The sequence below is a fragment of the Clostridium gasigenes genome, from assembly GCF_017348895.1.
GTDB lineage: Bacteria > Bacillota > Clostridia > Clostridiales > Clostridiaceae > Clostridium > Clostridium gasigenes.
On the sequence record NZ_CP071376.1, the window covers coordinates 2,502,225 to 2,527,454 of the forward strand.

A 25,230-nucleotide genomic window follows, 5' to 3' on the forward strand; every position below is an offset into this window, starting at 1 on the left:
AATTCATAGATTTTATTTGTTTAGATATAAAACATAATATCACTTACGTTTGTGTATTTATTTGCTTCCTTAACTAAATCATTTAGAGTTATAGCGTTAAGGGTAGTATAGACTGTATTATCTAGTTTATCCCAAATTAATAAACTCATTGATTTTTCTATATGAATAGAATTTTTTGAAACGGAAGTATCGGTTTTTTCAAATAAGCCTATTTCAATGGCACTTAAGATATCAAATGCAGTTATATTATCTGGAGATTTTGATAACTGATATCCTCCTTGAGAACCTTTTGTAGATGTAACTAGGTTAGCTCTTTTTAAAAGAGAAAAGACTTGTTCTAAATATATCTTAGAGATACCAAGTTTTTCAGCAATACTTATAATTGTGATATACTCATTATTTTCATAACTTGTAGAAAGGCTTATCATAGAGGCTAGCCCATACCTTCCTTTAGATGAAATTTTCATTGTTAATTCCTCCAATACATAGCGGTTAGATATGCTTACATTATACTACTATTAATCTAAAAATGGTAAAAAAAATTATAATTTAAAAAGTATTGATAATTTTAAAAATTCAGAATATAATAATAACATACTAAACATATATGTTTATGAAAAAAGTTTTTTTAATAGGTAATAATATAGAAATAAAACATATACTATACTATAAATACATATAAAACATATATGTATAAAAATAATTAGGGGGCAAATATTATGGAAAAAATTTATAGAAGTTTAACAGATCTTATAGGAAAAACACCATTAGTAGAACTAACAAATTACAGCGAAAAAAACAAATTAAATGCAAGGATAGTTGCAAAACTAGAATATTTTAATCCAGCAGGAAGTGTTAAAGATAGAATTGCAAATTCAATGATTATTGATGCAGAAGAAAAGGGATTATTAAGTAAAGATTCTATAATTATTGAACCAACTAGTGGTAATACAGGAATAGGACTTGCTTTTGTTGGAGTAGCTAAAGGATATAAAGTAATTTTAGTAATGCCTGATACTATGAGTATAGAAAGACGTAGTCTTATAAAGGCATATGGAGCAGAAATTGTGCTTACAGAAGGGGCAAAAGGAATGAAGGGAGCTATGGCAAAGGCAGCAGAACTTGCATCAGAAACACCTAATTCATTTATTCTGGGACAATTTAATAATTCTGCAAATCCAGATGTTCATAGAAAAACAACAGGACCTGAAATATGGGAGGATACAGATGGAAAGGTTGATATATTTGTAGCTGGGGTTGGTACTGGTGGAACTATAAGTGGAGTTGGAGAATATTTAAAAGCACAAAATCCAAATATTAATATAGTAGCAGTGGAGCCAAGTGGATCACCGGTTTTATCAGAAGGAAAAGCAGGTCCCCATAAAATCCAAGGAATAGGAGCAGGGTTTATACCAGACACTTTAAATACAAAAATATATGATGAAATTATAAAAATTGAGAATGAAGTTGCATTTGCTACTTCAAGAGAATTATCAAAATCAGAAGGTATACTTGTTGGTATATCATCAGGAGCGGCAGCGGCTGCTGCTATAGAACTAGCTAAACGTCCAGAAAATGAAGGAAAGACTATAGTTGTACTTTTACCTGATAATGGTGAACGTTATTTATCAACACCATTATTTGCAGAATAATAAGGGTGGAATAGCTAATAATAAATTGACTCTGTTTTTTAAAACAGAGTCAATTTATTTATGCAAAAAAATTAATTTCTAGCAAATAAAATATTGATAAGTGAAAGATAAAGTGTTGAACAGATTAATCTAGAGTTTAAGAAATTGGGGACATGAAAGAAAATAATATTAGAATAGTTTGAAAATATATAACGTTAATTATTTAACGATAATAATTATTAAATTAAACTTGAATTAACGGCAATTAAATCATATAATTCATTATAGTAGAAATTTTATGTGTTGGAAAATTATGCGATTGAAAAGGAGAATAACTTATGAAGACTTTAATAATTAATTGTGGTAGTTCATCTTTAAAATATCAGTTAATTGATATGGCTACAGAAAAATCAATGGTACAGGGATTAGTTGAAAGAATAGGAATTGAAGGATCTATATTAACTCAAAAAATAGAGGATAGAGACAAGTATATAATAAATACACCTATGAAAGATCATAAGGATGCTATAAAATTAGTTTTAGAAGCATTAGTAGATAAAGAAAATGGGATAATTAAATCAATGGATGAAATTGGAGCAGTTGGACATAGAGTTGTTCATGGCGGAGAAAAGTATTCAGAATCAGTGATTATAACAGATGAGGTGATACAATCAATTAAAGACTGTATTATACTTGCACCATTACATAATCCACCAAATATTACAGGAATAGAAGCGTGCCAAGAGTTAATGCCAAATACACCTATGGTAGCTGTATTTGATACTGCCTTCCACCAAACTATGCCAAAAGAAGCTTATATTTGTCCGCTACCATATGAATTATATGAGAAATATGGTATTAGAAAATATGGATTCCATGGAACTTCTCATAAATATGTTGCAAATAAAGTTGCTAAAGTTATGGGAAAAAATATTGAGGATTTAAAGATAATAACTTGTCACTTAGGAAATGGATGTTCAATAGCGGCTATTAAAGGTGGTAGATCAATAGATACATCTATGGGATTCACACCTGTTGCTGGTCTTATGATGGGTACAAGATCAGGGAGTATTGATCCATCAGTTATTACTTTCTTAATTGAAGAACATGGATACACTATAGAAGAAGTAGATGATTTATTAAATAAAAAATCAGGAGTACTTGGAATATCAGGAGTTTCTTCAGATTTTAGAGATGTTATAGCTGAAGCAGATAAAGGAAATATTAGAGCACAATTAGCTCTAGATATATTCCATTATAAAGTAAGAGCTCAAATTGCTGCATATGCAGGAATCATGGGTGGAGTAGATACTATAGTATTTACGGCTGGTATCGGAGAAAACTCTTCATTAACTAGAAGAGAAAGTTTAAGAGGTTTAGAATTCTTTGGATTTACTATTAATGAAGAGAAAAATTCTATTAGAGGAAAAATTCAAGAAATTTCTAATGAAGGATCAAAGGTTAAGATATATCAAATACCAACTAACGAAGAATTAATGATTGCAAGAGATACTGCAAAATTAGTAAAATAGCAATAAATAGAAATATAAAATGGAAAATATTACACCCCAGGGGTGTAATATTTTTTTTCTGGTTCTTTTATTACGGTTAATTCTATTATTTCTAAATAAGCATTTCCATTTTCATATTTTATTTTCCCAAGTGCTTTAACCCAGGAACCATTTTTAATATTAGCAGTATTGGTAGTATTAGTACTATTATTTAAGTGGGTTTCTTTACAGAAGAGACTAATAGTGCTTAAATCTTGAAGACAACAACTAATGGTATCTCTTGAAATTAGGAATATATTTTCAGGTAAATGACCATTTCTATCTACATAACCAACTATTGATATTGTTTTATCAATATATTCAGAATCTATATTTAAATCTTCAATTAAATGATATTTATTATTATTATTATCAATAGAAATATAATTTCCAGTATAATTAAATTTAACTTGGTCTTCAGTTAATAATAATGAAGAGCTAATTGCGTAGCTAGAATTTATAGAAATATATGCTACCGCCATAAAAAGAGTAAATATTAAAGGAATAAATTTATTAGACATATCTATTCTAGACGGGAAGGTAAGGATTTTACTAAGCTGAAAAATAGTTAAAATAATAAATATAACAAATGCAAAATAACTATATTTAACCATTCTAGGGTTTACCAAACCATATATAGATCCACTTAAAATAAGATAGCCCCATAAAGATGTAAGCAAAAGTAATAAAATAAACCAAATTAATTCATCTAAATTAAAACGTCTCATAATCTACCCCCTAAAGCCCAAAGAATAATACTAAATAGGAAAATAAGGCTAGAATACTACAAGTTAAGAACATTAAAGAAAATACATATTTCTTTTTAAATGCTCCTAGTAGTAAAATAACGTTTTTCAAATCTAGCATAGGTCCTAGTATTAAAAAAGCAATAACTCCACTATTTCCAAATGAGGATAGAAATCCTTTTGCAACAAAGGCATCAGCTTCTGAACAAAGAGAAAGGAAGAAGGTAAGAAGCATCATAACAATTATCCCCATAGAAGGCATTATATTTTTAAAGTCTATGTTTAAAGAACCCATAGCAACAGATACTATTCCAGCTAAAAAAGCTCCTAAAATAAAATATCTGCTTATGTCCAAAAACTCTTTTGATGTGTGGTCTATTAAGTTTTTTAGGTTAGTAAAAAAGTTAGATTTCATATAAAGATTTTCACAGCCACAATCACAAGAGGATAAATAATCAGTATCATTTTTTATAACTTGAGTTTTCTTAGTTAATATTTCTAATATTAAACCTATAAGTATAGATATAAATAATCCACCAAATGCCCTTAAAAAAACAATGCTTAAATTATTAGAAAAGGCATAGTAGGTAGATAAAAGTACTATTGGATTAATAATCGGTACGGCCAGCATAAAAGTAGTAGCAGTTCCAACAGAAACACCTTTTTTTATTAAACTTCTTCCAATGGGAACAATAGCACACTCACAAAGAGGTAGAAAAAGCCCCATTAAGCTTGCTAATATTATTGATATTATTTTATTTTTAGGTAGAAATTTTTTTATGGTTTCTTCTTTAAGAAATAGTTGTATAATTGCTGAAATAATTGATCCAATTAAAATAAATGGTAGGGATTCAACTATTATACTTAAAAAGGTAGATAACCATGAATTAAATATTTCTGAATTTATAAAACTACTCATACAACATCCCTCTTAAAATATTTTGATAAAAAGTGTAATTTTTTTGATATTAATCCTCTGTTAAATAAATTGCTTTTTAATAAAGCTGTATATAATTCGCAGGAAGAATCAACACAAAGAATAAAAGCTTTTTGGTTTAATGTTTTTAGTTTTTTTAAACTAGGGCCAAGATCTTTATGGGATATAGCTAAGGTGTTAGTTACAGTAATTATATTTGCGCTAGCTATAAAGGGAGTTAAAATACCACCCATATTAAGTAAGTAGGAATCAATGGTTGTGCCATCACATAAAAAATAATTAGCCCCAGAATAAAATTCCTTATTTAATTCTTTTTTATTTAAATTTTCCCTTAGTGATTCTAAAGAAAGTGTGCCGTTAAATTCAATTATTACTCTAGATGGATTAAATTCATAAGTAGTTTCTAAAATAAAGCTTGAAAGTTCACTTAAATCATTATTAAAAGTAATAGTTTTAACCCTAGAGCAGTTATCTATAAATGTAACTCCGGACTCTAATTGAATTACTAAAATTTTATCATTTGGTATTATTGTTAAAGCGATTAGGGAATTAATAAAAGAGGATTTGCCAGCTCCTAAAAATCCAGTAACCACCTCTAAGCGTCTTTTCATCAAAATCTCTAATTAAAAAAACTTTTTAATGCATTTTCTTTTAAATCAGTACCTATAATTATAATTACATCTTCAGGTGAATAATTTAATTTCCGTATGTTAAATTCATTCGGCACAAAATCAAATTGATGTTTATTTCCATCAAGTAAATTTACTATACCTTTAGCTCTTAAAACATTTCCAAAATTAGATGAAGAGGAAAGAAATTCGAATTTTTTTATTAGTTCATCCTTGGAAAATCTATTCTTAACATAAATAGGAATAGATGAAAAAGTATTACTAGTATTTTCTGCAGTAGAATCTTTTAATAAAGTAGCTTTTGATTTAATAGGATTAGTTTTTAAATTGAGAAATGAATTATTTGGAGTGAAATTTTTTATAACTTCACTACCTTTTAGAGTATCCCAAGGTTTTGTTATTAATAATGCTTTTCTATTAAGCCGCGATATTTTTAGTTTTGCCTCTAATAATTCAGACTCATTAATAAACTGACATCTACTAAATACTATTTTATCCGCAGAAATAACTTGATCCTTATAAAATTTCTTGAAATTATTTAAATAAACATCAATCTTTAAGGGATCTATAACTGTTATAACATTATCAACTTCAGTAACATCAATTAAATCTTTTTCTGAAAATATATTTTTAATATCAGATAATTTAGCAACTCCAGAAGGTTCTATAAGTAACCTAGTTGGCGAATAATCGGAAATAACTTGGAGTAAAGCATCTTTAAAATCTCCAGTAACTTGACAGCAAATACAACCAGAGTTAATTTCACGAACTTCAATATTTGTTTCACGAAGGATACCTCCATCGATGCTAACTTCACCAAATTCATTTTCAATAATAGCTATTTTTTCTGTGTAAACACCTTCTTCAAGTAATTTTTTCATAAGAAGGGTTTTACCAGCCCCTAAAAAGCCTGAAAATATATCAATCTTAACTTTCATAACTAACACTCCTAAAACTATATTATTAATCTACATTAATTGTATGATTAATAATTTGCTGATATTCTTTGGAAAAGTTTAAACATAAAAATCTATTGTAAGAATTAATAATATATTTCAGAGAAATAATAAATTAAAGCAAGATAAGAAATATTTTAATAATAATAAGAGGGAATAAGTATGAATAAATTTAAAAGAAACTTAGCTGTTTTTATATGTATGGTTAGGATAAAATTTAGAGCAATGTTGGAACCTTCAAAACTGGTTATAAGGAATGGGAAGTTACATTTCCATTAAGCAAAAGTAGGATTTTTGCTTAATGGGGTTATTATTTTCCATAATTTACTTGGTTAGAAACACAAACTATTGTTTGTTATAGATGTTACGATATGTTAGACTTATCAAGTGAAAAAGTATGAGTAGGTATGTATTTGTTTATAATAAAGTATTTTAAACAAATACAGTATGAGAATATACTATTGATAAAGAAGGAGAAAGCATTTGAAAAATTTATTGCAAAAGAAATTTATAAAAACAATAATATTTTTACTTTCAGTTATCTTAATAACGGGACTAGCCTTATATGGTTATTATGAATATAACCAAAAGGGTATAGGAAACAAAAAGAATGAAGGGATAGCTTTATTTAAAGACGATAATTATGAAAAAGCTACAGAGATATTAAATGATTATTTAACAAATTATCCTGATGATAATGAAGTAAAAGAAATCATAAGTATCATAAAAATTTATAATGATAGTAAGGCTCATTTTGATAAAGGCAACTTTGAATTAGTTATTTCTACACTTGATACAATGCCGGAAAAAGCTAATGATTATCCCATAAAATCAAAAATAGATGAACTTAAAAATAATACAAATAATTCTATTAAAAAGAAAGAAATTGAAGCTGTTTTTGTTGAGCTAAAAGCTTTGATAGATAATGAAGATTACACTGGTGCTAAGGATATAATTACAAAATTAGAAACAATGGAATTAAGTAATGAAAGTGATGTAGAGGAACTAGCTAAAAATAAAAAGCTTGTTGAAGATTATTTCATAGATAAAGATAAGTTAGAAGCAAATAAAGATAAATTAGAAGCAGATAAAGAATTATCTGCGAATAAAGAATCACCAAAACCAACAAATAAACCACAAACAGAAAATAATAGTGAGGCAAAACAACCCTATATAGCCAATACTAGTGCAGCTAAGAACTCTAGTCAGTTACTAACTATAACTAGCACTGGCGGTTCAAGTGGTGAACTTATTATGTGGGAAAAGGATAGCCATGGTGTTTGGTATGAATATGATCGTATGTATGCAAGAGTTGGATCAGGTGGAATGAAAGAAGCAAGCGAGGTATATGAAATGGATAAGTGTACTCCTACTGGTGTTTATAGTTTAACTGAAGCATTTGGGGTTGCGGAAAATCCAGGCTCAGGGGTTCGTTATAAACAATTAGATGGTAGTGAATATTGGATAGATGATTCAAATTCACAATATTATAATACCATGGAATTTGGAGAGGCAAATGGTAGGTGGCAATCAGCAGAACATTTAATAGATTATAAAAATGCTTATAAGTATTCATTAGTTATAGATTATAATAGATGGCCTACAATACCTGGGAAAAGTTCAGCAATATTTTTACATGTGGACACAGGAATTCCTACATTGGGATGCGTGGCAGTAGCACAAGATAAAATGGTTAAAATATTAAATTGGATAAATCCTAGTAGTAATCCAAAAATAATATTAGGATTTGACGATAATTATATTTCTAAATTTTAATTAAATAATATACTGCACTTTCAAAAGAAGTGTAATTGGGACTTAAACATCTAAATGATTATTAGATATATAATCATTTAGATGTTAATTTTTTAATAGACTATTGACAAATTCTTTAGTTGTAACTATAATGATTACAACGGGAACAATTAAGAATGATAATAAGTAGTAGATTTTAGTTGAAATATTTTTAATATAAATGTAACTTTTTTAGTTGCACAAAATAAACAACTATTTTTTTAAAACTGTTGTAACCATAGTGGTTACAGTCAAAATAAAATAAAAATTGAGAGGATGATTATTTATGAAAATAGCATTAATTGGAGCAAATGGAAATGTGGGAAAAGTTATATTGAAGGAAGCGTTATTAAGAGGACATGAAGTTACAGGAATAGTTCGTAATATATCAAAAAATGAAGAAAAGCAGGCTAATTTAAAACTTATTGAAGGGGATATATTTGATGAAGAAAATATATCAAAGGCTATTGAAGGAAATGATATAGTTATTAGTGCCTTTGGTCCAAAGCATGGAGAAGAAAAAACTTTAGTAGAGGCTACTAAAAGATTGATAGCTGCAGTAAAGGAAGCTGGTGTACCTCGTATTTTATCAATGGGTGGAGCTGGAAGTCTTCTTGTACAGGGTGATATAAAATTAGTTGAAACAAAGGGCTTTCCTGAATCTTGGAAACCAATTGCATTAGCTCATGGTGAGGCTTTAGATTATTATAAAAAAGAGAAAAATATTAATTGGACAAATTTGAGTCCAGCGGCAATGCTTGAATCCGGAAAAAGAACTGGAGTTTATAGAATTGGTGAAAATTATTTGATAACAGATGAAAAAGGTGAAAGTCATATTTCATTTGAAGACTTTGCTTTTGCAATGCTAGAGGAAGTTGAAAAACCTAAGTTCTCTGGAAAAAGATTTACAGTAGGATATTAATTTGAATTGGAGGAATAAAATATGAAAACAAAAATATATTATGTTATGGATACTATGTGTGGATGGTGTTATGGGTTTAGCGATGTTATAACTAAAGTAGAAGAGAAGTACAAAGATATTTATGACTTTAGCATTTTACCAGGAGGCATGTGGGTAGGGGATAATTCTAAAACTATTGATGTGAGTTTAGGTGATTATATAAAAAGTCATAATATGAAAATAGAACAATTAACTGGTAAAAAATTTGGAGATGGATATAATAAAAATATATTAGCAAATACTAGTATAGTTTTAGACAGTTTTCCAGGAGCAAAAGCATTAGTTTTAATTCAAAGATTAAAAAAAGATGTAAGCTTTAGATTCCTTAAAAAGCTCCAAGAAGCCTTTTTTATAGAAGGAAAGGATACTAATAATTTAGAAACATATATTGAAATAGCTAAAAGCTTTGATATATCTAAAGAGGAATTTGAGAAAGAATTTCTATCAGAAGAATTAACACAAGAGACTTTAAAATATTTTGATATGGTTGTAGATTTAGGGGCGCTAAGTTTTCCAACAGTTATTTTAGTTAATGGAGATAAAAAACAAATAATATCACAGGGCTACAGCAAATTTGAAGATATAGATAAAATATTAGCTTCTTCAAATTTTAAAAACTAATAATTTACTTGTGAAAATAAATTAGTGGGATTAAGTATGATAAGCTTATGAAATAGAGCGTTAATAATTAATACAAGAACTTAAGAACTTGAAAAAAAATAATAGATCAAGGTGCGATGTATATTTTGTGCAAAGGCAAGAGATAGTCCATATATATATGGATTGTCTCTATGCAATATAGCTAAAAATAGACGAGCAAATTGGTCTATTATTTTTTAAAAAGTACATTAAATATAAATCTGTAATAAGGTAAGATAAAAACAGCTTGACTTTTAATAAAAAAATTTATACAATAAATTGGAAACGTTTTCTAAAGCGAAAAATTCGGAGGTAAAAAGATGAATAATATGTATGAGAAAGTTTTAGAATCAACAAGATATATACAAAGTAAAATTGATTTAATGCCTAAGATCGGTGTTGTTTTAGGTTCAGGATTAGGAGATCTAGTGGATTCTATAGAAAATAAAGAATATATTAATTACGAAGATATACCTAATTTCCCAAGATCAACAGTTAAAGGTCACAATGGAAGATTGGTATTTGGGAAAATAAAAGATACATATGTGTTAGCAATGCAAGGAAGATTTCATTATTTTGAAGGATATACAATGAAAGAAGTTGCATATCCAATATATGTTATGAAGCAATTAGGAATTGAAAAAGTTATAATAACTAATGCTTGCGGTGGCATAAATACAAGCTTTAAGCCTGGTACTTTGATGATTATTAATGATTTTATTAATTTAATTTCAGATAATCCATTAATTGGTATAAATGATGAAAGATTTGGGACAAGGTTCCCTGATATGTCTGAACCTTTCAAGGTTGAATTAATAGACAAAGCAAAGAAAATAGCAGATGAAATAGGTGTTGAATATAAAGAGGGTGTTTATGCAGGGTTTATGGGACCTTATTATGAAACTGCAGCAGAAATAAGATCAATTAGAAATCAAGGGGCAGATGCTGTTGGAATGTCAACAGTTCCTGAAACAATAGCTGCTAATTATTTAGGAATAGATGTACTGGGGATATCTTGTATCACAAATATGGCTACAGGGATACAAAAGCAAAAACATTCACATGAGAATGTAATAGAAATAGCTCAAAAGGCATCAATAGATTTTTGTAGATGGATAGCTAAGATAATTGAAGCTATGGATGAAATAAAAAGATAGATTCCTAAGTATTAATTTATTACAAATATGAGATTTTTATTTGTTTAATAGTTTGTGTAAACTATTAAGCAAATTTGAATCTCTTTTTCTATGCTTTTTATAAATATTTGTTGGTTTAAAAAACAAATATTGACATTGAATTACTAGTGTACTATAATAATGGTACACTAGTAATGAGGATGGGAGGTACCATAGGTGATTAAATTTAATGAAAGTACACCAATTTATATGCAAATAATACAAAAAATTAAAGCTGATATAGTAGCAGGTAAGCTTAAAGGCGGCGAAAAAATGCTTTCTGTAAGGGAGTTTTCTGAAAGCTTTAAGGTTAATCCTAATACAGTGCAGAGGGTTTTTCAGGAATTAGAAAGAGAAGGCATAACTTACTCGCAAAGAGGTATTGGAACATTTATTGTTGATAGTGATGATCTTTTGAATCAATTAAAAAATACTCAAGCACAAAAATATGCTAAAAGATTTGTAGATGAAATGACAGAGCTTGGAATGAGCAAAGAAGAAATTTCTAAATATTTAATAAAGGTATTGGGGGAATAAAAAAATGAAAATTCTTGAGGCTAAATTAATTAGCAAAAAATATTTAAAAAAGAAAGCTTTAGATGGAGTAGACTTAACAATTGAAAAAGGCAAAATTATTGGGATATTAGGACCAAATGGAAGTGGTAAAACAACTTTTTTAAAATTAATTGCAGGTTTAATAAGACCTTCTGAAGGTGAAATTAAAATTTGTGATAATGAGATAGGGTATAAAACAAAGGAACTAGTTGCATATTTACCAGATAGTGATTTTTTATATCCATGGATGAAAATTAGTGAAGCAAAAAAAGTTTATTCTACATTTTTTAAGGATTTTAACAGCGATAAATTTAATGAGTTACTAGGTTTTATGAAATTAGAAAGTAATATGTCAGTAAAAGGTCTATCAAAGGGCATGAAGGAAAAGTTAGCACTAGCATTGACATTAGCTAGAGAAGCAAAGCTAATAATTCTTGATGAACCATTAAATGGTGTGGACCCAATAGCTAGGGAACAAATTCTACAGGCTATATTAAAGGGATTTAGTTTTGAAAGTTCTATGATAATAACTAGTCATCTTATTAACGAAGTGGAAAGTCTATTAGATGAAGTTTATTTTTTGAAAGAAGGTAAAATTATGCTTTCTGGAAATGCAGAAGATTTGAGAAGTGAAAAAAATATGACTATTGATGAGATTTATAGGGAGGTTTTTGCATGTTAGCTGATTTATTAAAATATGAACTTACGAAAAAATGGAGAAGTATGAGATATATAGTATTAGCTTATGGACTTATAGAAATTATTTTACTGTGTACTTTGAAAATAGCTTCTTCAAAAAGTGATATGACTCATTTATTTACTGCGAGTGAGAATAAAATGGGGAATTTAGGGTTTATGTTTATTACAGGTATGATTTTTTACTTTATATTTATTTTAATATTGACAATAATGCCTTTTATAGAAGCAATTATAAAATACGAAAAAGACTTAGCTGGAAAACAGTCTCCACTTGAACTTATGATTCCGGCAGAATCTTGGAAGAAAATTCTATCAAAATTAATAACAGCGGTATGTGGAACTATTATTTGCGGAATAATTGCAATTGCATCTGTTATAATATTTTTCCTAGTTATGAGTAATTTTGAGGAAAATATAGTAGATTTAATTCTTCGTGGTTTGAGTACGGGAGTAAATTTCTCAACTGGCATTATTTTTATAATAATTAGTGGTTTCTTTGAGTATATTTCAATATTCACATTATTTTTCTTCTGTATAGCTATTTCAAAATGGATTACGCATAAGAAAAAAACATCAGATATAATAAGTGTTTTTGTGCTTGCAGGAGCTATAGCTGTAATTTATTTTTTACAAATACAGGTAGACAAATTACCTATTGCAACTTTCACTTTATACGGAATAAATACTAATTTAAGTGCAATAATATTAGATATATTAATTTTTATAATATTATTTATAGGTACATCATTTATTATGGAAAGAAAAATTGAAAATTAAATAATTTATAAAATTGAATTGTTATTTTTTCATATAAGTAAAGTTTAACCAAATTTAATTATTTGGCTAAACTTTATTTTTTTAGTTAAAATAATACTATTAAAAACAGAGTTGTTAATAATATAATATAGATATATATTTTGAGAAAGTATTAAAGGATCTTAAAAAAGGAGTGAAATAATATATGTTTGATATAGCTTTACTAGGGACCGGTGGTGGCATGCCAATGCCAAATAGGTATCTTTCTGCATCTTTAATAAATTATAGAGGACGAAAAATACTAATAGATTGTGGCGAAGGAACTCAGGTATCAATGAGAATTTTGGGTTGGGGGTTTAAATCTATTGATATTATATGTATTACTCATGGGCATGGAGATCATATTGTAGGGTTACCAGGATTATTAGCTACAATAGGGAATAGTGGCAGAACAGAACCATTAACAATAGTTGGACCAGAGGGTATAGAAGAAATCGTTAATGGGTTAAGAGTTATTGCTAAGTATCTACCTTATGAAGTCAATATAATAGAAAATCCTAAAAAGGTTAATCTTAAAGTTAATAAGGATAATATGGTTGTTGTAGAGGATAATAATATTTCAGATATTATAATAAACACTATGGAAGTTGATCATTCTGCAAATTGTTTAGCATATAAATTTTCGGTACAAAGGCAAGCAAAATTCAATATAGAAAAAGCAAAAGAAAATAATGTGCCTAAGAATTTATGGAATTTGCTTCAAAAGGGAGAAACCTTAGAAGTAGATGGAAAAGTTTATACAACTAATATGGTTTTAGGTGATAACAGAAAAGGAATTAAACTTAGTTATGTAACAGATACAAGACCAATAGAAGATATAAAGGAATTTATAAAAGATAGTGATTTATTTATTTGTGAAGGAACTTACGGCGATGATGGAGATATAGATAAGGCAATAAAAAATAAACATATGACATTTAGGGAAGCAGCTACATTAGCAAGGGAAGGTAAAGTAAAAGAACTTTTATTAACACATTTTAGCCCAGCAATGATAGAACCAGAAAGCTTTGCAAATAATGCGACGTCAGAATTTAATAATTCTACTATAGGATATGATAGATTAGTTAAAGAATTAAATTTCATAGATGACTAAAAGAAATAATTGTAAATGAGTTTGTTTCGATACCTATGCTACATGTATTGTTTAGTTTTCCTAATTTGGGTATAATAATAACATAAGAGTTTAAGAATCTGAAAAAATAGATTAGCATATATGGAGTGATGAAAATGTTCAAGGAAGAGTATTCATCACAATTTGATAAAGAAGAAGTTCATTGGATAAAGACAGAATTTCCATTCTGGAAAAAGCTTATGACAGCTAATTAGAAGGTCTATGGATTTATCATTTAGAAGTTTATTTAATAGTTTCCAATCATTAGTTGAAGATTATATTTCTATTGTATTAAAAACTGTAAGCGTAGATGTGAGAAAGGTATATTTTAGACAATCCTTAGATATATGCGTAGATAATAATTTTCTATCAAAAGAATTTATAGAAAAATTTAAGCCTTCTATAAAATTGAGAAATGATATTGCACATGGTTATGATATACCAACAACAGATGCTTTAATTGATTTCTATAAGGAAAATAGAGAAGTGTATAATAAGTTTATTATTGATATAAATGAATTTAAAAATAATTTGGATCAACAGGAGTTATTTTAATAAGAATGTGAAATAACTACTCCATATAAAAAATATATATGTCTTAATAAATTTCAAATAAAAAACAAGCATTATAATTATGCCTGTTTTTTTTTATTTGAAATAACTGTAATTTTAGATGCTTATTGCTATTAAAACAGAGCATTTTTAAAAAGAACCAGAAGTCCTCCACCCCCACAGGAACCAGAATCACCGCCAGAGGTAAAACCACCGCTATTCTCAAAAGAATCATCAGTAGTATCATCTATTTTTTCGGCACTACCAGAAGAAGAAAAAATAACCAATGTTTTACAATAGATGAAAACAACTTGACTTTCAATAAGAAAATTTATATAAGGAATCAATAAATAATAAGTAAAGTTGTACATACTAGCCTTAAGGAACACCTAAACAATAATTTCCATATATTATAATAAATAAAATTATTTTATAGTTAGTTCTAAATAAATAACTATAACAAAGTTGATTTTCAAAGAATAATTACGATGTAGTTATTGTTTAAACAATAACTATGGAAGAGTTACTGTTTAAAAACAAACTTATATTTTTCTGAATTTAGTACAAATTATCTTTAAGTGACTATAATATTTCTAAGTTGGAGGAGTTTATGAATTATATAACAATAGTATTTGATATAAAAAAATCTAGAGAATTAGTTAATAGAAATGAAGTTCAAAAAATATTAATACAAACATTAAAAAAATGTAATGAAGATTTTAAAGAAATAATAGAATCGCCTTTTTTAATAATTATTGGAGATGAATGGCAAGGATTGTTGAAAGAAGATAGCGATTATAATAAAATTATAGATTTCTTTAAGGTTTCACTATCTCCTGATGTTGAATTTTATACTGGCGTTGGAATTGGTGATATAACAATACACAATTTTGAGTTAACAGTTAATCAATTAGATGGTCCATCTTTTCATCTTGCTAGGGATGCAATAAATTATGCTAAAGAAAATAACTATTCACTAGTAGTATTATCTAAGGAATACCCAAATAAATAACAAGCCAATATATATGGTACCTTTACTTGTTATTTTAAAAAATGCCTAAATAATTAAAAAAATAAGCTTCTAATAATTATACCCAATAATAGGGCAGGTATAAAACTTAGAAATGTTCCTATTATAAAATACTCTGCAAAGCTATCATTAGATAATTTTTTAAAACGAGCTACTGACTTTATGGTTAATATAAAACCTATCATCATTGGGTAATTTATAACAATACTAACTAAAATAAAAGTTCTCTCTAGCAAACCAATTATGAAACCACCATTTGGGGCTCCCGCATCCTCTTCTAAAGTATCCTTATTAATAACTTTATTATTTTGTGACCAATTTCGTATTTTAAAATCTGTTTTATTATTATTTGAACTTAGATGATGCATTAATATTTTTATAAATATTCCAACTCCCCAAGTAGCAATGGATATATTTATAAATACAATTAAGAGCTTTTCATTTAATGAAAACCCATTTGGATATATTAAAATCTTTTCTCTTAGCATATTAATAAGATTAATATTGTTACAAATTGAAAGAATGAGTAATATAAAAATTAAATGTAATAATTGATCTAGCCAAAATACCCATATGTTTTCAATTAACTTAATGTCTTTTAGATATAATAAAGATTTTAGTTCATCAACTATAAAATGAGATATTGATATTAATAGAACTTGGAATAGGGGAACATACACTGCTTGTCCATTTATTAAGTTTATCATAGCTGAAACTATGTAAATTCCAATTAAATGGATTGTGGAATGTATAACGTTACCTACTATTGATCTTTTTTTTATACTAAGGCTATATAAACTTTTATATAGCCTTTCTTTTATCCTTAAGGAAGTTTTTTCTTTAAGTTTATTATCTATATATGATTTTGATTTTGGAAACCTCATTTTTAATATGAATTCATTTTGAAAAACAAAGTCGAATAGTATATGACTTAATATAACTATAAAAAATAAACTAATATCCACAATACTCTCCCCCTAGTGTATATGCATATATATCTAGTAACTTTGATATAACTTTTTTATTGTAAATAGTTAAGAAATAATTTGATGCACTTAATTTGTTTGAAATACCAGATTTTGTGTAGTTAGGATATTCTTTTTCTATGTTACTATATGAACCTAATTCTTCATATAAAGAAATTATATCTATTTGTTTATCAGTAAATTTATTTTCTATCATTTCATTATTTTGCATAATATTATTAATAATATCTATAAGTCCTAAAGATATATTATCATCTTCTGTACTGGTAACAGCACATTCAAGAAGGGTATCAGATTCATTAACTAGTAATTGATTATTGTGGTTTCTAGTCATATCAATATGATTTCCTTTTAAAACTAACTTGCAATCCTTTGTATGGATTACTTCGTTATAAAATCTATTGCTTTTTTTAGCTATATTTATTGCTTCTCTAGCATAAATAAAAGCATCCCCATCCATTTCTCTAGTGTCGTTTGATTCATTAGTACTTATAGTTCCAATACCAATTCCACAATAACAATCTAATTTACTTAAATGTAAAAATAATTTAATTTCAGTAAAAATATTATAACTTTCTTTAACATCTCGTATAACAATTTGCCATTCATCACCTAAGATAAATGTGATTGGAGAGACTAAAAGATTATCATATTTATTATTTAATTTTAAGAAATACTCTTTAATCTTACATTGTATTTCTATTCTGTTTTCTATTTTTCTAGATTTTACTAAATCTATATTTATTACGCTATAAATATTCACTGTTTTCCCTCCATGGATATTAGAAATCATTTAAATAGTATTTATTTTTAGATAGATTAAACATTAATTGTTAATTATTTCTTATATTTTAACACAAATATTATATAAATATAAGAAAGAAGATAGGTTTAAAATGGAAATATAATAATAATACCGCCTTTTTAATTATTACCTAAATTAAAAGTGCTATTCAGTATTTGATAAAAAGCACTGAATAATATTGAATACAAATAAATTTAATAGTATTTTTTAGAAAATATGACATAAAATTAAATGAAAGCAATATTAAGGGAATTAAAAAATGAGACAAGGTAAAATAGTATGCCCTAATTATTTAGATGAAAATTCACCAGACTTTTTAGTAGAGTATAGAGGTCCATTTAAGGAAGAAATAGATAAGGTTGATTATGCTTGTGGAGATATTATAACTGATACCCTTGGAGTGATATCAGTACCTTATGAATATTTAGATATATTAAGGAGGGATGTGCCGTCTATTATATTTATAGAAAGTAGAAGTATGTATGTTCTGCAAGATGTTATTGTAAATTATGTGGATAAAATAAATGAAATTAAACTAAATCCTTATTTAGGGCTTAATGGTAGAGGCGTTCTTGTAGGCATGGTTGATTCGGGAATAGATTATCTGAATAATGAATTTATAAGAGAAGATGGAACATCAAGAATACTTAATATATGGGATCAATCAGCGCCTATAAATTATAGTAATACTAAAGTATATACTGGAGATACTTATGATAATGAAAAAATTAATGAAGCTATTAATGCATCCAAAAGAGGTGAAGATCCTTATGCGATAGTGCCTACAAGAGATGAATTTGATCATGGTACAAGGATGGCAGGGATTATAGGGGGAAGAGGATATACTGAAGGTGTTGGAGGGGTAGCATCTGATTGTGACTTTGTAATTGTTAAATTGGATGAATCACTTAATTATAAGAGGATGCTTAGAGAAAATGGAATATTAAATGTACCAGCATATAATAATGTAGAGGTTTTAGCTGGAATTGAGTATTTAAGGCGTTATGCAGAAGAAACTAAGAAACCTATGGTTATATATCTAGGAGTAGGCACCACAAGTGGAAGTCGCTCAGGAGACAATATTATATCTACATATATAAATGTTATTGCAGCAGAGAGAGGGCTTGCAATAGTAGCTGGAGTTGGGAATGAAGGTGCTGCAGAGGGGCATGCATCGGGGACCATTAAGGATGTAGATGATGTGGCATTAATTGAATTATCAATTCCTAGAGTACTTAAAGAATTATCTTTTGATGTATGGATTAGGAAACCAGATATAATGTCAATTAATATAAGTACTCCTTATGGAGAAATGTCTGGGTTTATCGATGCGAAAATTAAAAGAGTTGGAACTATAAAATTTGTGTTAACAAATAGTTCTGTGAATATTAGTTATAATGTTCCTGAAGAGTACACTGGTGATGAAGTTATTGGATTAACCTTTAAAGATATGAAGCCAGGAATATGGAGGCTAGAGTTGAAAGGTAAATATATAGTAAAGGGAAGATATGACATGTGGCTACCTCCTAAAGCAACATTACCAGAAGGTACAAGGTTTCTTGCTTCAGATCCATTTATAACATTAACAGTACCAAGTACTGCAAAAAAAGTTGTAACTGTAGCCTATTATAACAGTGAAACAGAATCATTAGTAGCATCATCAGGTAAGGGATTTAATTCAAATGGGTTAATTAATCCAGATATAATTACAGCAGGTATTGATGTTTTGACTACATCTAATACAGGAGTTGTTACAAAAACATCTGGAAGTTCGGTTGGAGCAGCTATTGTAGCAGGATGTTGCGCTTTAATACTTCAATGGGGAATAGTTGATAAAAATGATACAACAATATATTCTGCAAAAATAAGGAGCTATCTTGTATATGGTGCAGATAGAACTAGGCCGGATAAGTATCCTAATAGATATTCCGGGTATGGAGCTTTAGACATATTAAAAACATTTAATGTTATGGGTGGTATTTATACACGTTATAGAAGTTCAGAGTTTATTGAGTATTATGTAGGAAATCTATATGTGAAAATTCCAAGTGATAAAGAAGAGAGGTATAGAATAGATGAATAATGAAAAATATCGTAATACTCCAGAATATATTTTTAACAATCCTGAATATAGAGATTATATTATTAAATATACAGGTAATCCAGCAGGTTATTCAAATAGTGTTGCCGGGGTTTTTGTAACGCCCCTAGACAATAACTATGCAATATTATCAATAAGAATTGATTTGCAAAGTGATATATTCGATTATTCAATAGTAAGTAAGTATAAAAATGAACAAGGGGAAACTTTGATGTCAAATATTCTATATATTAAATATCCTGAATTTTATAAACTTCAAGATATTTCACCTATTGATGCTGCTGAAGTCAGAGTTGTACAAACAGATACTCCATTAAATGTAACTGGAAAAAAAGTTGTAGTAGGAATAATTGATACAGGAATAGATTATCTAAGTAATGAATTCATGACTTTAAGTGGTGAAACTCGAATAAATTTCATTTGGGATCAAACTATAGCAAATGAAAATAATTTACCGCTAGAGGTTCCATATGGTACTGAATATGATAGCGAAAAAATAAATAATGCAATACAGTTATTTAGAGAAGGCAAGGATCCATACACTATTGTTCCAAGTGTAGATAAAATAGGTCATGGAACAAATATGGCAGGCATAATTGCTGCAACTGGTGTAAATCCAGAACTTAAAGGGGTAGCACCAGATTGTGAATTGTGTATTATTAAACTTGCAGAAGCTATTACCTACCAAAGCGATTTTAATATACAAATACCTATATTTAATATAACTACAATAGTTGCAGCAATTATTAGGTTATATAATTATTCAATTAAATCTTTAAAGCCAATGGTTATATATTTACCTTTAGGCACTAATTCTGGAAATCATAGAGGCAATGGATTGATTAATGAAATTATTCAAAAGGTATCAAATAGTATGGGGATTATAGTAGTTACAGGTTCAGGTAACGAAGGGGCAGAAGGTGGCCATGCTTCGGGATTTATCCCAGATGTAGGGGGAACAGAGACCATTGATCTTAATGTATCTGATGAACAAAAGTCTTTAATAGTAGAAATATGGGCAGAGTTACCTAATATTATGACTTTAAATATTATTTCACCATCAGGCGAAGACACTGGAATAATACCTGTACTAATAAACAGTAGAGAAAAGTTTAGCTTTATTTTTGAAAAGGTATCTATACAGGTAAGGTATTTAATCCCCGAACAAATAACTGGAGATGAATTAATATTAATATACTTTAGCAATTTGCAATCAGGTTCATGGAAATTAAGGTTAACGGCAAATGCGGTTACAGATGGGGCGTTTAATGCATGGATACCAGTTCAGGGAATATCAGTTGGAGATACTAGATTTATACAAGCAGACCCTTTTGGTACTTTGACCACTCCTGGAGATTCACCAAGTGGAATGACTGTTGCTGCCTATAATCAAAATAACAATAATACAATAAATTATTCGGGAATGGCATTTAAAAATGATTTAAATAATTCAATATATGTAGCAGCCGGAGCAGTAAATGCAAAAACAATTGCACCAGGTAATAAAATAGAAATTGTAAATGGAACTAGTGTATCAGCAGCGGTAGCAAGTGGGGTATGCGCTTTAATATTTCAATGGGGAATGACTGATGGAAATTATCCGAGTATGTATGCTCAAAGTCTTATTACTTATATGATAAGAGGAACAGTAAAAAGAAGAGGAGATATATATCCAAATCATCAATGGGGGTTTGGAATTTTAAATGCATTTGAAATTTTTCGAAATATGCCTTAGATGAAGAGGTTATAAATTAAATATTATAAAACTAAATTGGAGCAATATTAAAGGGAGTAAAATATGGAACAGTATAAAATAGTATGCCCTAATTACTTAGATGAAAATTCACCAGACTTTTTAGTGGAGTATAGAGGTCCATTTAAGGAAGAAATAGATAAGGTTACTTATGCTTGTGGGGATATTATAACTAATACCCTTGCAGTGATATCAGTACCTTATGAATATTTAGATATATTAAGGAAAGATGTGCCGTCTATTGTATTTGTAGAAAATAGAAGTATATATGTTCTGCAAGATGTTAGTGTAAATTATGTGGATAATATAAATGAAATTAAACTAAACCCTTATTTGGGTCTTAATGGTAGGGGCGTTCTTATAGGGATGGTTGATTCAGGAATAGATTATCTTAATAATGAATTTATAAGAGAAGATGGAAAATCAAGAATACTTAATATATGGGATCAATCAGCACCTGTAAATTATAGTAATAAGAATGTATATATTGGTGATACTTATGATAACGACAAAATTAATGAAGCTATTAATGGATCTAAAAGAGGTGAAGATCCTTATGCAATAGTGCCTACAAGAGATGAAGTTGATCATGGGACAAAGATGGCTGGAATTATAGGCGGAAGAGGATATAATGAAGATATTAGAGGGGTAGCATCTGATTCTGATTTTGTAATTGTTAAGCTGTTTGAATCACTTAATTATAAGAGGGTGCTTAAAGAAAATGGAATATTAGATGTACCAGTATATAATAATGTAGAGGTTTTAGCTGGAATTGAGTATTTAAGAAGTTATGCAGAACATGCTAAAAAACCTATGGTTATATATATAGGGGTAGGAACCACAGCAGGAAGTCATTCGGGAAATAATATTATGTCTACATATCTAAATGTTATTGCAGCAGAGAGAGGATTAGCTATAGTAACTGGAGTTGGGAATGAAGGCGATGCAGAGGGCCATGCATCGGGGAATATTAAGGCAGTAGATGATGTAGCATTAGTTGAATTATCGATTCCTAGAGTGCTTAAAGAATTATCTTTTGATGTATGGATTAGGAAACCAGATATAATGTCAATTAATATAAGAACACCTTATGGAGAAATGTCTGGATTTATTGATGCGAAAATTAAAAGAATTGGAACTATAAAATTTGTATTAACAAATAGTTCTGTGAATATTAATTATAATGTTCCAGAAGAATATACTGGTGATGAGGTTATTATATTAACATTTAAAGATATGAAGCCGGGAATATGGAGGCTGGAATTAAAAGGAGAATATGTAGTAAGGGGAAGATATGACATGTGGCTACCTCCTAGAGCAACATTGCCAGAGGGTACAAGGTTTCTTGCTTCAGATCCATTTATAACATTAACAGTACCAGGTACTGCAAAAAAAGTTATAAATGTAGCATATTATAATAGTGAAAAAAGATCCTTAGTATCATCATCAGGTAAGGGATTTAATTCAAATGGTTTAATTAATCCAGATATAATGACAGCCGGTATTGATGTTTTGACTACATCTAATGGTGGAGCTGTTACAAAAACATCTGGAAGTTCGGTTGCTACAGCTATAGTAGCAGGATGTTGTTCTTTAATACTTCAATGGGGAATAGTTGATAAAAATGATACAACAATGTATTCTGCAAAAATATTGAGTTATCTTATATATGGTGCGGATAGAACTATGATGGATGAGTATCCAAATAGATATTCAGGATATGGAGTTTTAGATATATTAAAGACATTTAATGTTATGGGTGGTATTTATAGAAGTTATAGAAATTCAGAGTTTATTGAGTATTATGTAGGAAATCTATATGTAAAAATTCCAAGTGATAAAGAAGAGGGGTATAAAATAAATGAATAATGAAAAATATCGTAGTACTCCAGAATATATTTTTAACAATCCTGAATACAGAGATTATCTTATTAAATATATAGGTGATCCAACAGGTTACTCAAATAGTGTTGATGGGGTTTTTGTAACTCCTCTGGACAATAACTATGCAATATTATCAATAAGAATTGACTTGCAACGTGATATATTCGATTATTCAATATTAAGTAAGTATAAAAATGAACAAGGGGAAACTTTGATGTCAAATATTCTATATATTAAATATCCTGAATTTTATAAACTTCAAGATATTTCACCTATTGATGCTGCTGAAGTCAGAGTTGTACAAACAGATACTCCATTAAATGTAACTGGAAAAAAAGTTGTAGTAGGAATAATTGATACAGGAATAGATTATCTAAGTAATGAATTCATGACTTTAAGTGGTGAAACTCGAATAAATTTCATTTGGGATCAAACTATAGCAAATGAAAATAATTTACCACTAGAGGTTCCATATGGTACTGAATATGATAGCGAAAAAATAAATAATGCAATACAGTTATTTAGAGAAGGTAAGGATCCATACACTATTGTTCCAAGTGTAGATAAAATAGGTCATGGAACAAATATGGCAGGCATAATTGCTGCAACTGGTGTAAATCCAGAACTTAAAGGGGTAGCACCCGATTGTGAATTGTGTATTATTAAACTTGCAGAAGCGATCACCTACAAAAGCGATTTTAATATAGAAATACCTATATTTAATATAACTACAATAGTTGCAGCAATTATTCGGTTATATAATTATTCAATTAAATCTTTAAAGCCAATGGTTATATATTTACCTTTAGGTACCAATTCGGGGAATCATAGAGGAAATGGATTAATTAATGAGATTATTCAAAAGGTATCAAATAGTATGGGAATTATAGTAGTTACAGGTTCGGGTAATGAAGGGGCAGAAGGTGGCCATGCTTCGGGGGCTATACAAAATGTTGGAGAAACGGAAACTATTGATCTTAATGTATCTAATGAACAAAAGGCTTTAATAGTAGAAATATGGGCAGATTTACCTAATATTATGACTTTGAATATTATTTCACCATCAGGCGAAGACACTGGAATAATACCTGTACTAATAAACAGTACAGAAAAGTTTAGCTTTATTTTTGAAAAGGTATCTATACAGGTAAGTTATTTAATCCCCGAACAAATAACTGGAGATGAATTAATATTAATATATTTTAGCAATTTGCAACCGGGTTCATGGAAATTAAGGTTAACGGCAAATGCAGTTACGAGTGGGGTATTTAATGCTTGGATACCAGTTAAAGGAATATCGGTTGGAGATACTAGATTTATACAATCAGACCCTTTTGGGACTTTTACAATTCCTGGAGATTCGCCAAGTGTAATGACGGCTGCGGGCTATAATCAAAATAATAATAACACAATAAATTATTCGGGAATGGCATTTAAAAACGATTTAAATAATTCAATATATGTAGCAGCAGGAGCAGTAAATGCAAAAACAGTTGGACCAGGTAATAAAATTGATATTGTAAATGGAACTAGTGTATCAGCAGCAGTAACAGGTGGGGTATGCGCTTTAATATTTCAATGGGGAATGACTGATGGAAATTATCCAAATATGTACTCTCAAAGTCTTATTACTTATGTTATAAGAGGAACAACAAAAAGAAGAGGTGATATATACCCAAATCCTCAATGGGGGTATGGAATTTTAAATGTCTTTGGAATTTTTAAGAATATGCCTTAGAGGAATATGTAGGTAAAAAAATAACAAGTTAGATTCTGATCTATTTTGAACTAGACTTAATAACTATAACCTATGCATAGACTCAATATGTATAGGTTATGTTTATTAGTCTATTCTAAAATATCAACAGAATTTTGACTTGTTATTTTACTTTAGCCTCCTAAAAACTATAAAATTTGAAA

General features: G+C 28.6%; 24 protein-coding genes. 16 read left to right on the forward strand and 8 right to left on the reverse strand.

Translation table 11 applies throughout. The features are described from left to right. Positions 1-20 precede the first annotated feature (20 nt). A complete protein-coding gene (locus tag J1C67_RS11660; RefSeq protein ID WP_089964830.1) occupies positions 21-467 on the reverse strand; it encodes an RrF2 family transcriptional regulator in 447 nt (148 codons plus the stop codon). Between the two features lie 252 nt (positions 468-719). Between J1C67_RS11660 and cysK the strand changes: the two genes are divergently transcribed. Together cysK and J1C67_RS11670 are read left to right on the forward strand one after the other, a co-directional pair. Beyond that, the gene (cysK, locus tag J1C67_RS11665) at positions 720-1,652 is read left to right on the forward strand and encodes a cysteine synthase A (RefSeq protein WP_167866473.1); all 933 of its coding nucleotides are present in this window, start codon (positions 720-722) and stop codon (positions 1,650-1,652) included. Between the two features lie 317 nt (positions 1,653-1,969). Further along, the gene (locus tag J1C67_RS11670; protein WP_089964833.1) at positions 1,970-3,163 is read left to right on the forward strand and encodes an acetate kinase; all 1,194 of its coding nucleotides are present in this window, start codon (positions 1,970-1,972) and stop codon (positions 3,161-3,163) included. Between the two features lie 29 nt (positions 3,164-3,192). Here the strand turns inward: J1C67_RS11670 and J1C67_RS11675 are convergent, their stop codons facing one another. From J1C67_RS11675 to J1C67_RS11690, 4 genes are read right to left on the reverse strand one after another with little or no spacing between them, the layout of a single operon-like run. Further along, on the reverse strand, positions 3,193-3,909 hold the full coding sequence (locus tag J1C67_RS11675) for a TIGR03943 family putative permease subunit (RefSeq protein ID WP_167866474.1): 717 nt from the start codon (positions 3,907-3,909) through the stop codon (positions 3,193-3,195). Between the two features lie 10 nt (positions 3,910-3,919). Continuing rightward, positions 3,920-4,846 carry a permease gene (locus tag J1C67_RS11680; protein WP_089964837.1) on the reverse strand — a complete coding sequence of 309 codons (927 nt, stop codon included), beginning with the start codon at positions 4,844-4,846 and terminating at the stop codon, positions 3,920-3,922. Then, positions 4,843-5,475: a GTP-binding protein gene (locus J1C67_RS11685; protein ID WP_167866475.1), complete on the reverse strand. Its 633-nt coding sequence runs from the start codon at positions 5,473-5,475 to the stop codon at positions 4,843-4,845. The genes J1C67_RS11680 and J1C67_RS11685 overlap by 4 nt, the downstream gene beginning before the upstream one ends. An 8-nt stretch (positions 5,476-5,483) precedes the next feature. After that, entirely contained in the window at positions 5,484-6,431 is a 948-nt protein-coding gene (locus J1C67_RS11690) for a CobW family GTP-binding protein (RefSeq protein ID WP_167866476.1), read from the reverse strand. Between the two features lie 501 nt (positions 6,432-6,932). Between J1C67_RS11690 and J1C67_RS11695 the strand changes: the two genes are divergently transcribed. The 9 genes from J1C67_RS11695 (at position 6,933) to J1C67_RS11735 (ending at position 14,754) form a co-directional block, all read left to right on the forward strand. Further along, positions 6,933-8,225, forward strand: a complete 1,293-nt coding sequence (locus J1C67_RS11695; protein WP_167866477.1) for a L,D-transpeptidase family protein — start codon at positions 6,933-6,935, stop codon at positions 8,223-8,225. Positions 8,226-8,529: 304 nt separating this feature from the next. Beyond that, entirely contained in the window at positions 8,530-9,165 is a 636-nt protein-coding gene (locus J1C67_RS11700; protein WP_167866478.1) for an NAD(P)-dependent oxidoreductase, read from the forward strand. Positions 9,166-9,186: 21 nt separating this feature from the next. Beyond that, positions 9,187-9,825 carry a DsbA family protein gene (locus tag J1C67_RS11705; protein ID WP_167866479.1) on the forward strand — a complete coding sequence of 213 codons (639 nt, stop codon included), beginning with the start codon at positions 9,187-9,189 and terminating at the stop codon, positions 9,823-9,825. Positions 9,826-10,172: 347 nt separating this feature from the next. Next, a complete protein-coding gene (locus J1C67_RS11710; protein WP_167866615.1) occupies positions 10,173-11,000 on the forward strand; it encodes a purine-nucleoside phosphorylase in 828 nt (275 codons plus the stop codon). Between the two features lie 195 nt (positions 11,001-11,195). After that, the gene (locus J1C67_RS11715; protein ID WP_244980246.1) at positions 11,196-11,555 is read left to right on the forward strand and encodes a GntR family transcriptional regulator; all 360 of its coding nucleotides are present in this window, start codon (positions 11,196-11,198) and stop codon (positions 11,553-11,555) included. A gap of 4 nt (positions 11,556-11,559) precedes the next feature. Beyond that, positions 11,560-12,255, forward strand: a complete 696-nt coding sequence (locus J1C67_RS11720) for an ABC transporter ATP-binding protein (protein WP_089964851.1) — start codon at positions 11,560-11,562, stop codon at positions 12,253-12,255. Beyond that, positions 12,249-13,049 carry a hypothetical protein gene (locus tag J1C67_RS11725; protein ID WP_089964853.1) on the forward strand — a complete coding sequence of 267 codons (801 nt, stop codon included), beginning with the start codon at positions 12,249-12,251 and terminating at the stop codon, positions 13,047-13,049. Before J1C67_RS11720 ends, J1C67_RS11725 begins: the two co-directional genes overlap by 7 nt. Positions 13,050-13,233: 184 nt before the next feature. Beyond that, a complete protein-coding gene (locus J1C67_RS11730; protein ID WP_089964857.1) occupies positions 13,234-14,181 on the forward strand; it encodes a ribonuclease Z in 948 nt (315 codons plus the stop codon). Positions 14,182-14,421: 240 nt separating this feature from the next. After that, complete coding sequence (locus J1C67_RS11735) at positions 14,422-14,754, forward strand: hypothetical protein (protein ID WP_089964858.1); 333 nt, start codon at positions 14,422-14,424, stop codon at positions 14,752-14,754. 131 nt (positions 14,755-14,885) lie between these two features. Here the strand turns inward: J1C67_RS11735 and J1C67_RS11740 are convergent, their stop codons facing one another. Next, the gene (locus tag J1C67_RS11740) at positions 14,886-15,122 is read right to left on the reverse strand and encodes a hypothetical protein (protein ID WP_089964859.1); all 237 of its coding nucleotides are present in this window, start codon (positions 15,120-15,122) and stop codon (positions 14,886-14,888) included. A 239-nt stretch (positions 15,123-15,361) separates the two neighbouring features. Between J1C67_RS11740 and J1C67_RS11745 the strand changes: the two genes are divergently transcribed. After that, on the forward strand, positions 15,362-15,763 hold the full coding sequence (locus J1C67_RS11745) for a SatD family protein (protein WP_089964860.1): 402 nt from the start codon (positions 15,362-15,364) through the stop codon (positions 15,761-15,763). Positions 15,764-15,816: 53 nt separating this feature from the next. Here J1C67_RS11745 and J1C67_RS11750 read toward each other — a convergent pair whose 3' ends face one another. Beyond that, positions 15,817-16,746, reverse strand: a complete 930-nt coding sequence (locus J1C67_RS11750; protein WP_089964862.1) for a DUF3307 domain-containing protein — start codon at positions 16,744-16,746, stop codon at positions 15,817-15,819. After that, a complete protein-coding gene (locus J1C67_RS11755; RefSeq protein ID WP_167866480.1) occupies positions 16,736-17,530 on the reverse strand; it encodes a SatD family protein in 795 nt (264 codons plus the stop codon). Before J1C67_RS11755 ends, J1C67_RS11750 begins: the two co-directional genes overlap by 11 nt. 301 nt (positions 17,531-17,831) lie before the next feature. On the opposite strand from J1C67_RS11755, the gene J1C67_RS11760 reads away from it, so the two are divergent. The 4 genes from J1C67_RS11760 (at position 17,832) to J1C67_RS11775 (ending at position 25,048) form a co-directional block, all read left to right on the forward strand. Then, entirely contained in the window at positions 17,832-19,655 is a 1,824-nt protein-coding gene (locus J1C67_RS11760) for a S8 family peptidase (RefSeq protein WP_167866481.1), read from the forward strand. Beyond that, on the forward strand, positions 19,648-21,408 hold the full coding sequence (locus J1C67_RS11765) for a S8 family peptidase (protein ID WP_167866482.1): 1,761 nt from the start codon (positions 19,648-19,650) through the stop codon (positions 21,406-21,408). The genes J1C67_RS11760 and J1C67_RS11765 overlap by 8 nt, the downstream gene beginning before the upstream one ends. A gap of 63 nt (positions 21,409-21,471) precedes the next feature. Beyond that, positions 21,472-23,295 (forward strand): S8 family peptidase, encoded by a 1,824-nt coding sequence (locus J1C67_RS11770; protein ID WP_167866483.1) that lies wholly within the window; start codon positions 21,472-21,474, stop codon positions 23,293-23,295. Then, on the forward strand, positions 23,288-25,048 hold the full coding sequence (locus tag J1C67_RS11775; RefSeq protein WP_167866484.1) for a S8 family peptidase: 1,761 nt from the start codon (positions 23,288-23,290) through the stop codon (positions 25,046-25,048). The genes J1C67_RS11770 and J1C67_RS11775 overlap by 8 nt, the downstream gene beginning before the upstream one ends. Positions 25,049-25,230: the final 182 nt, after the last annotated feature.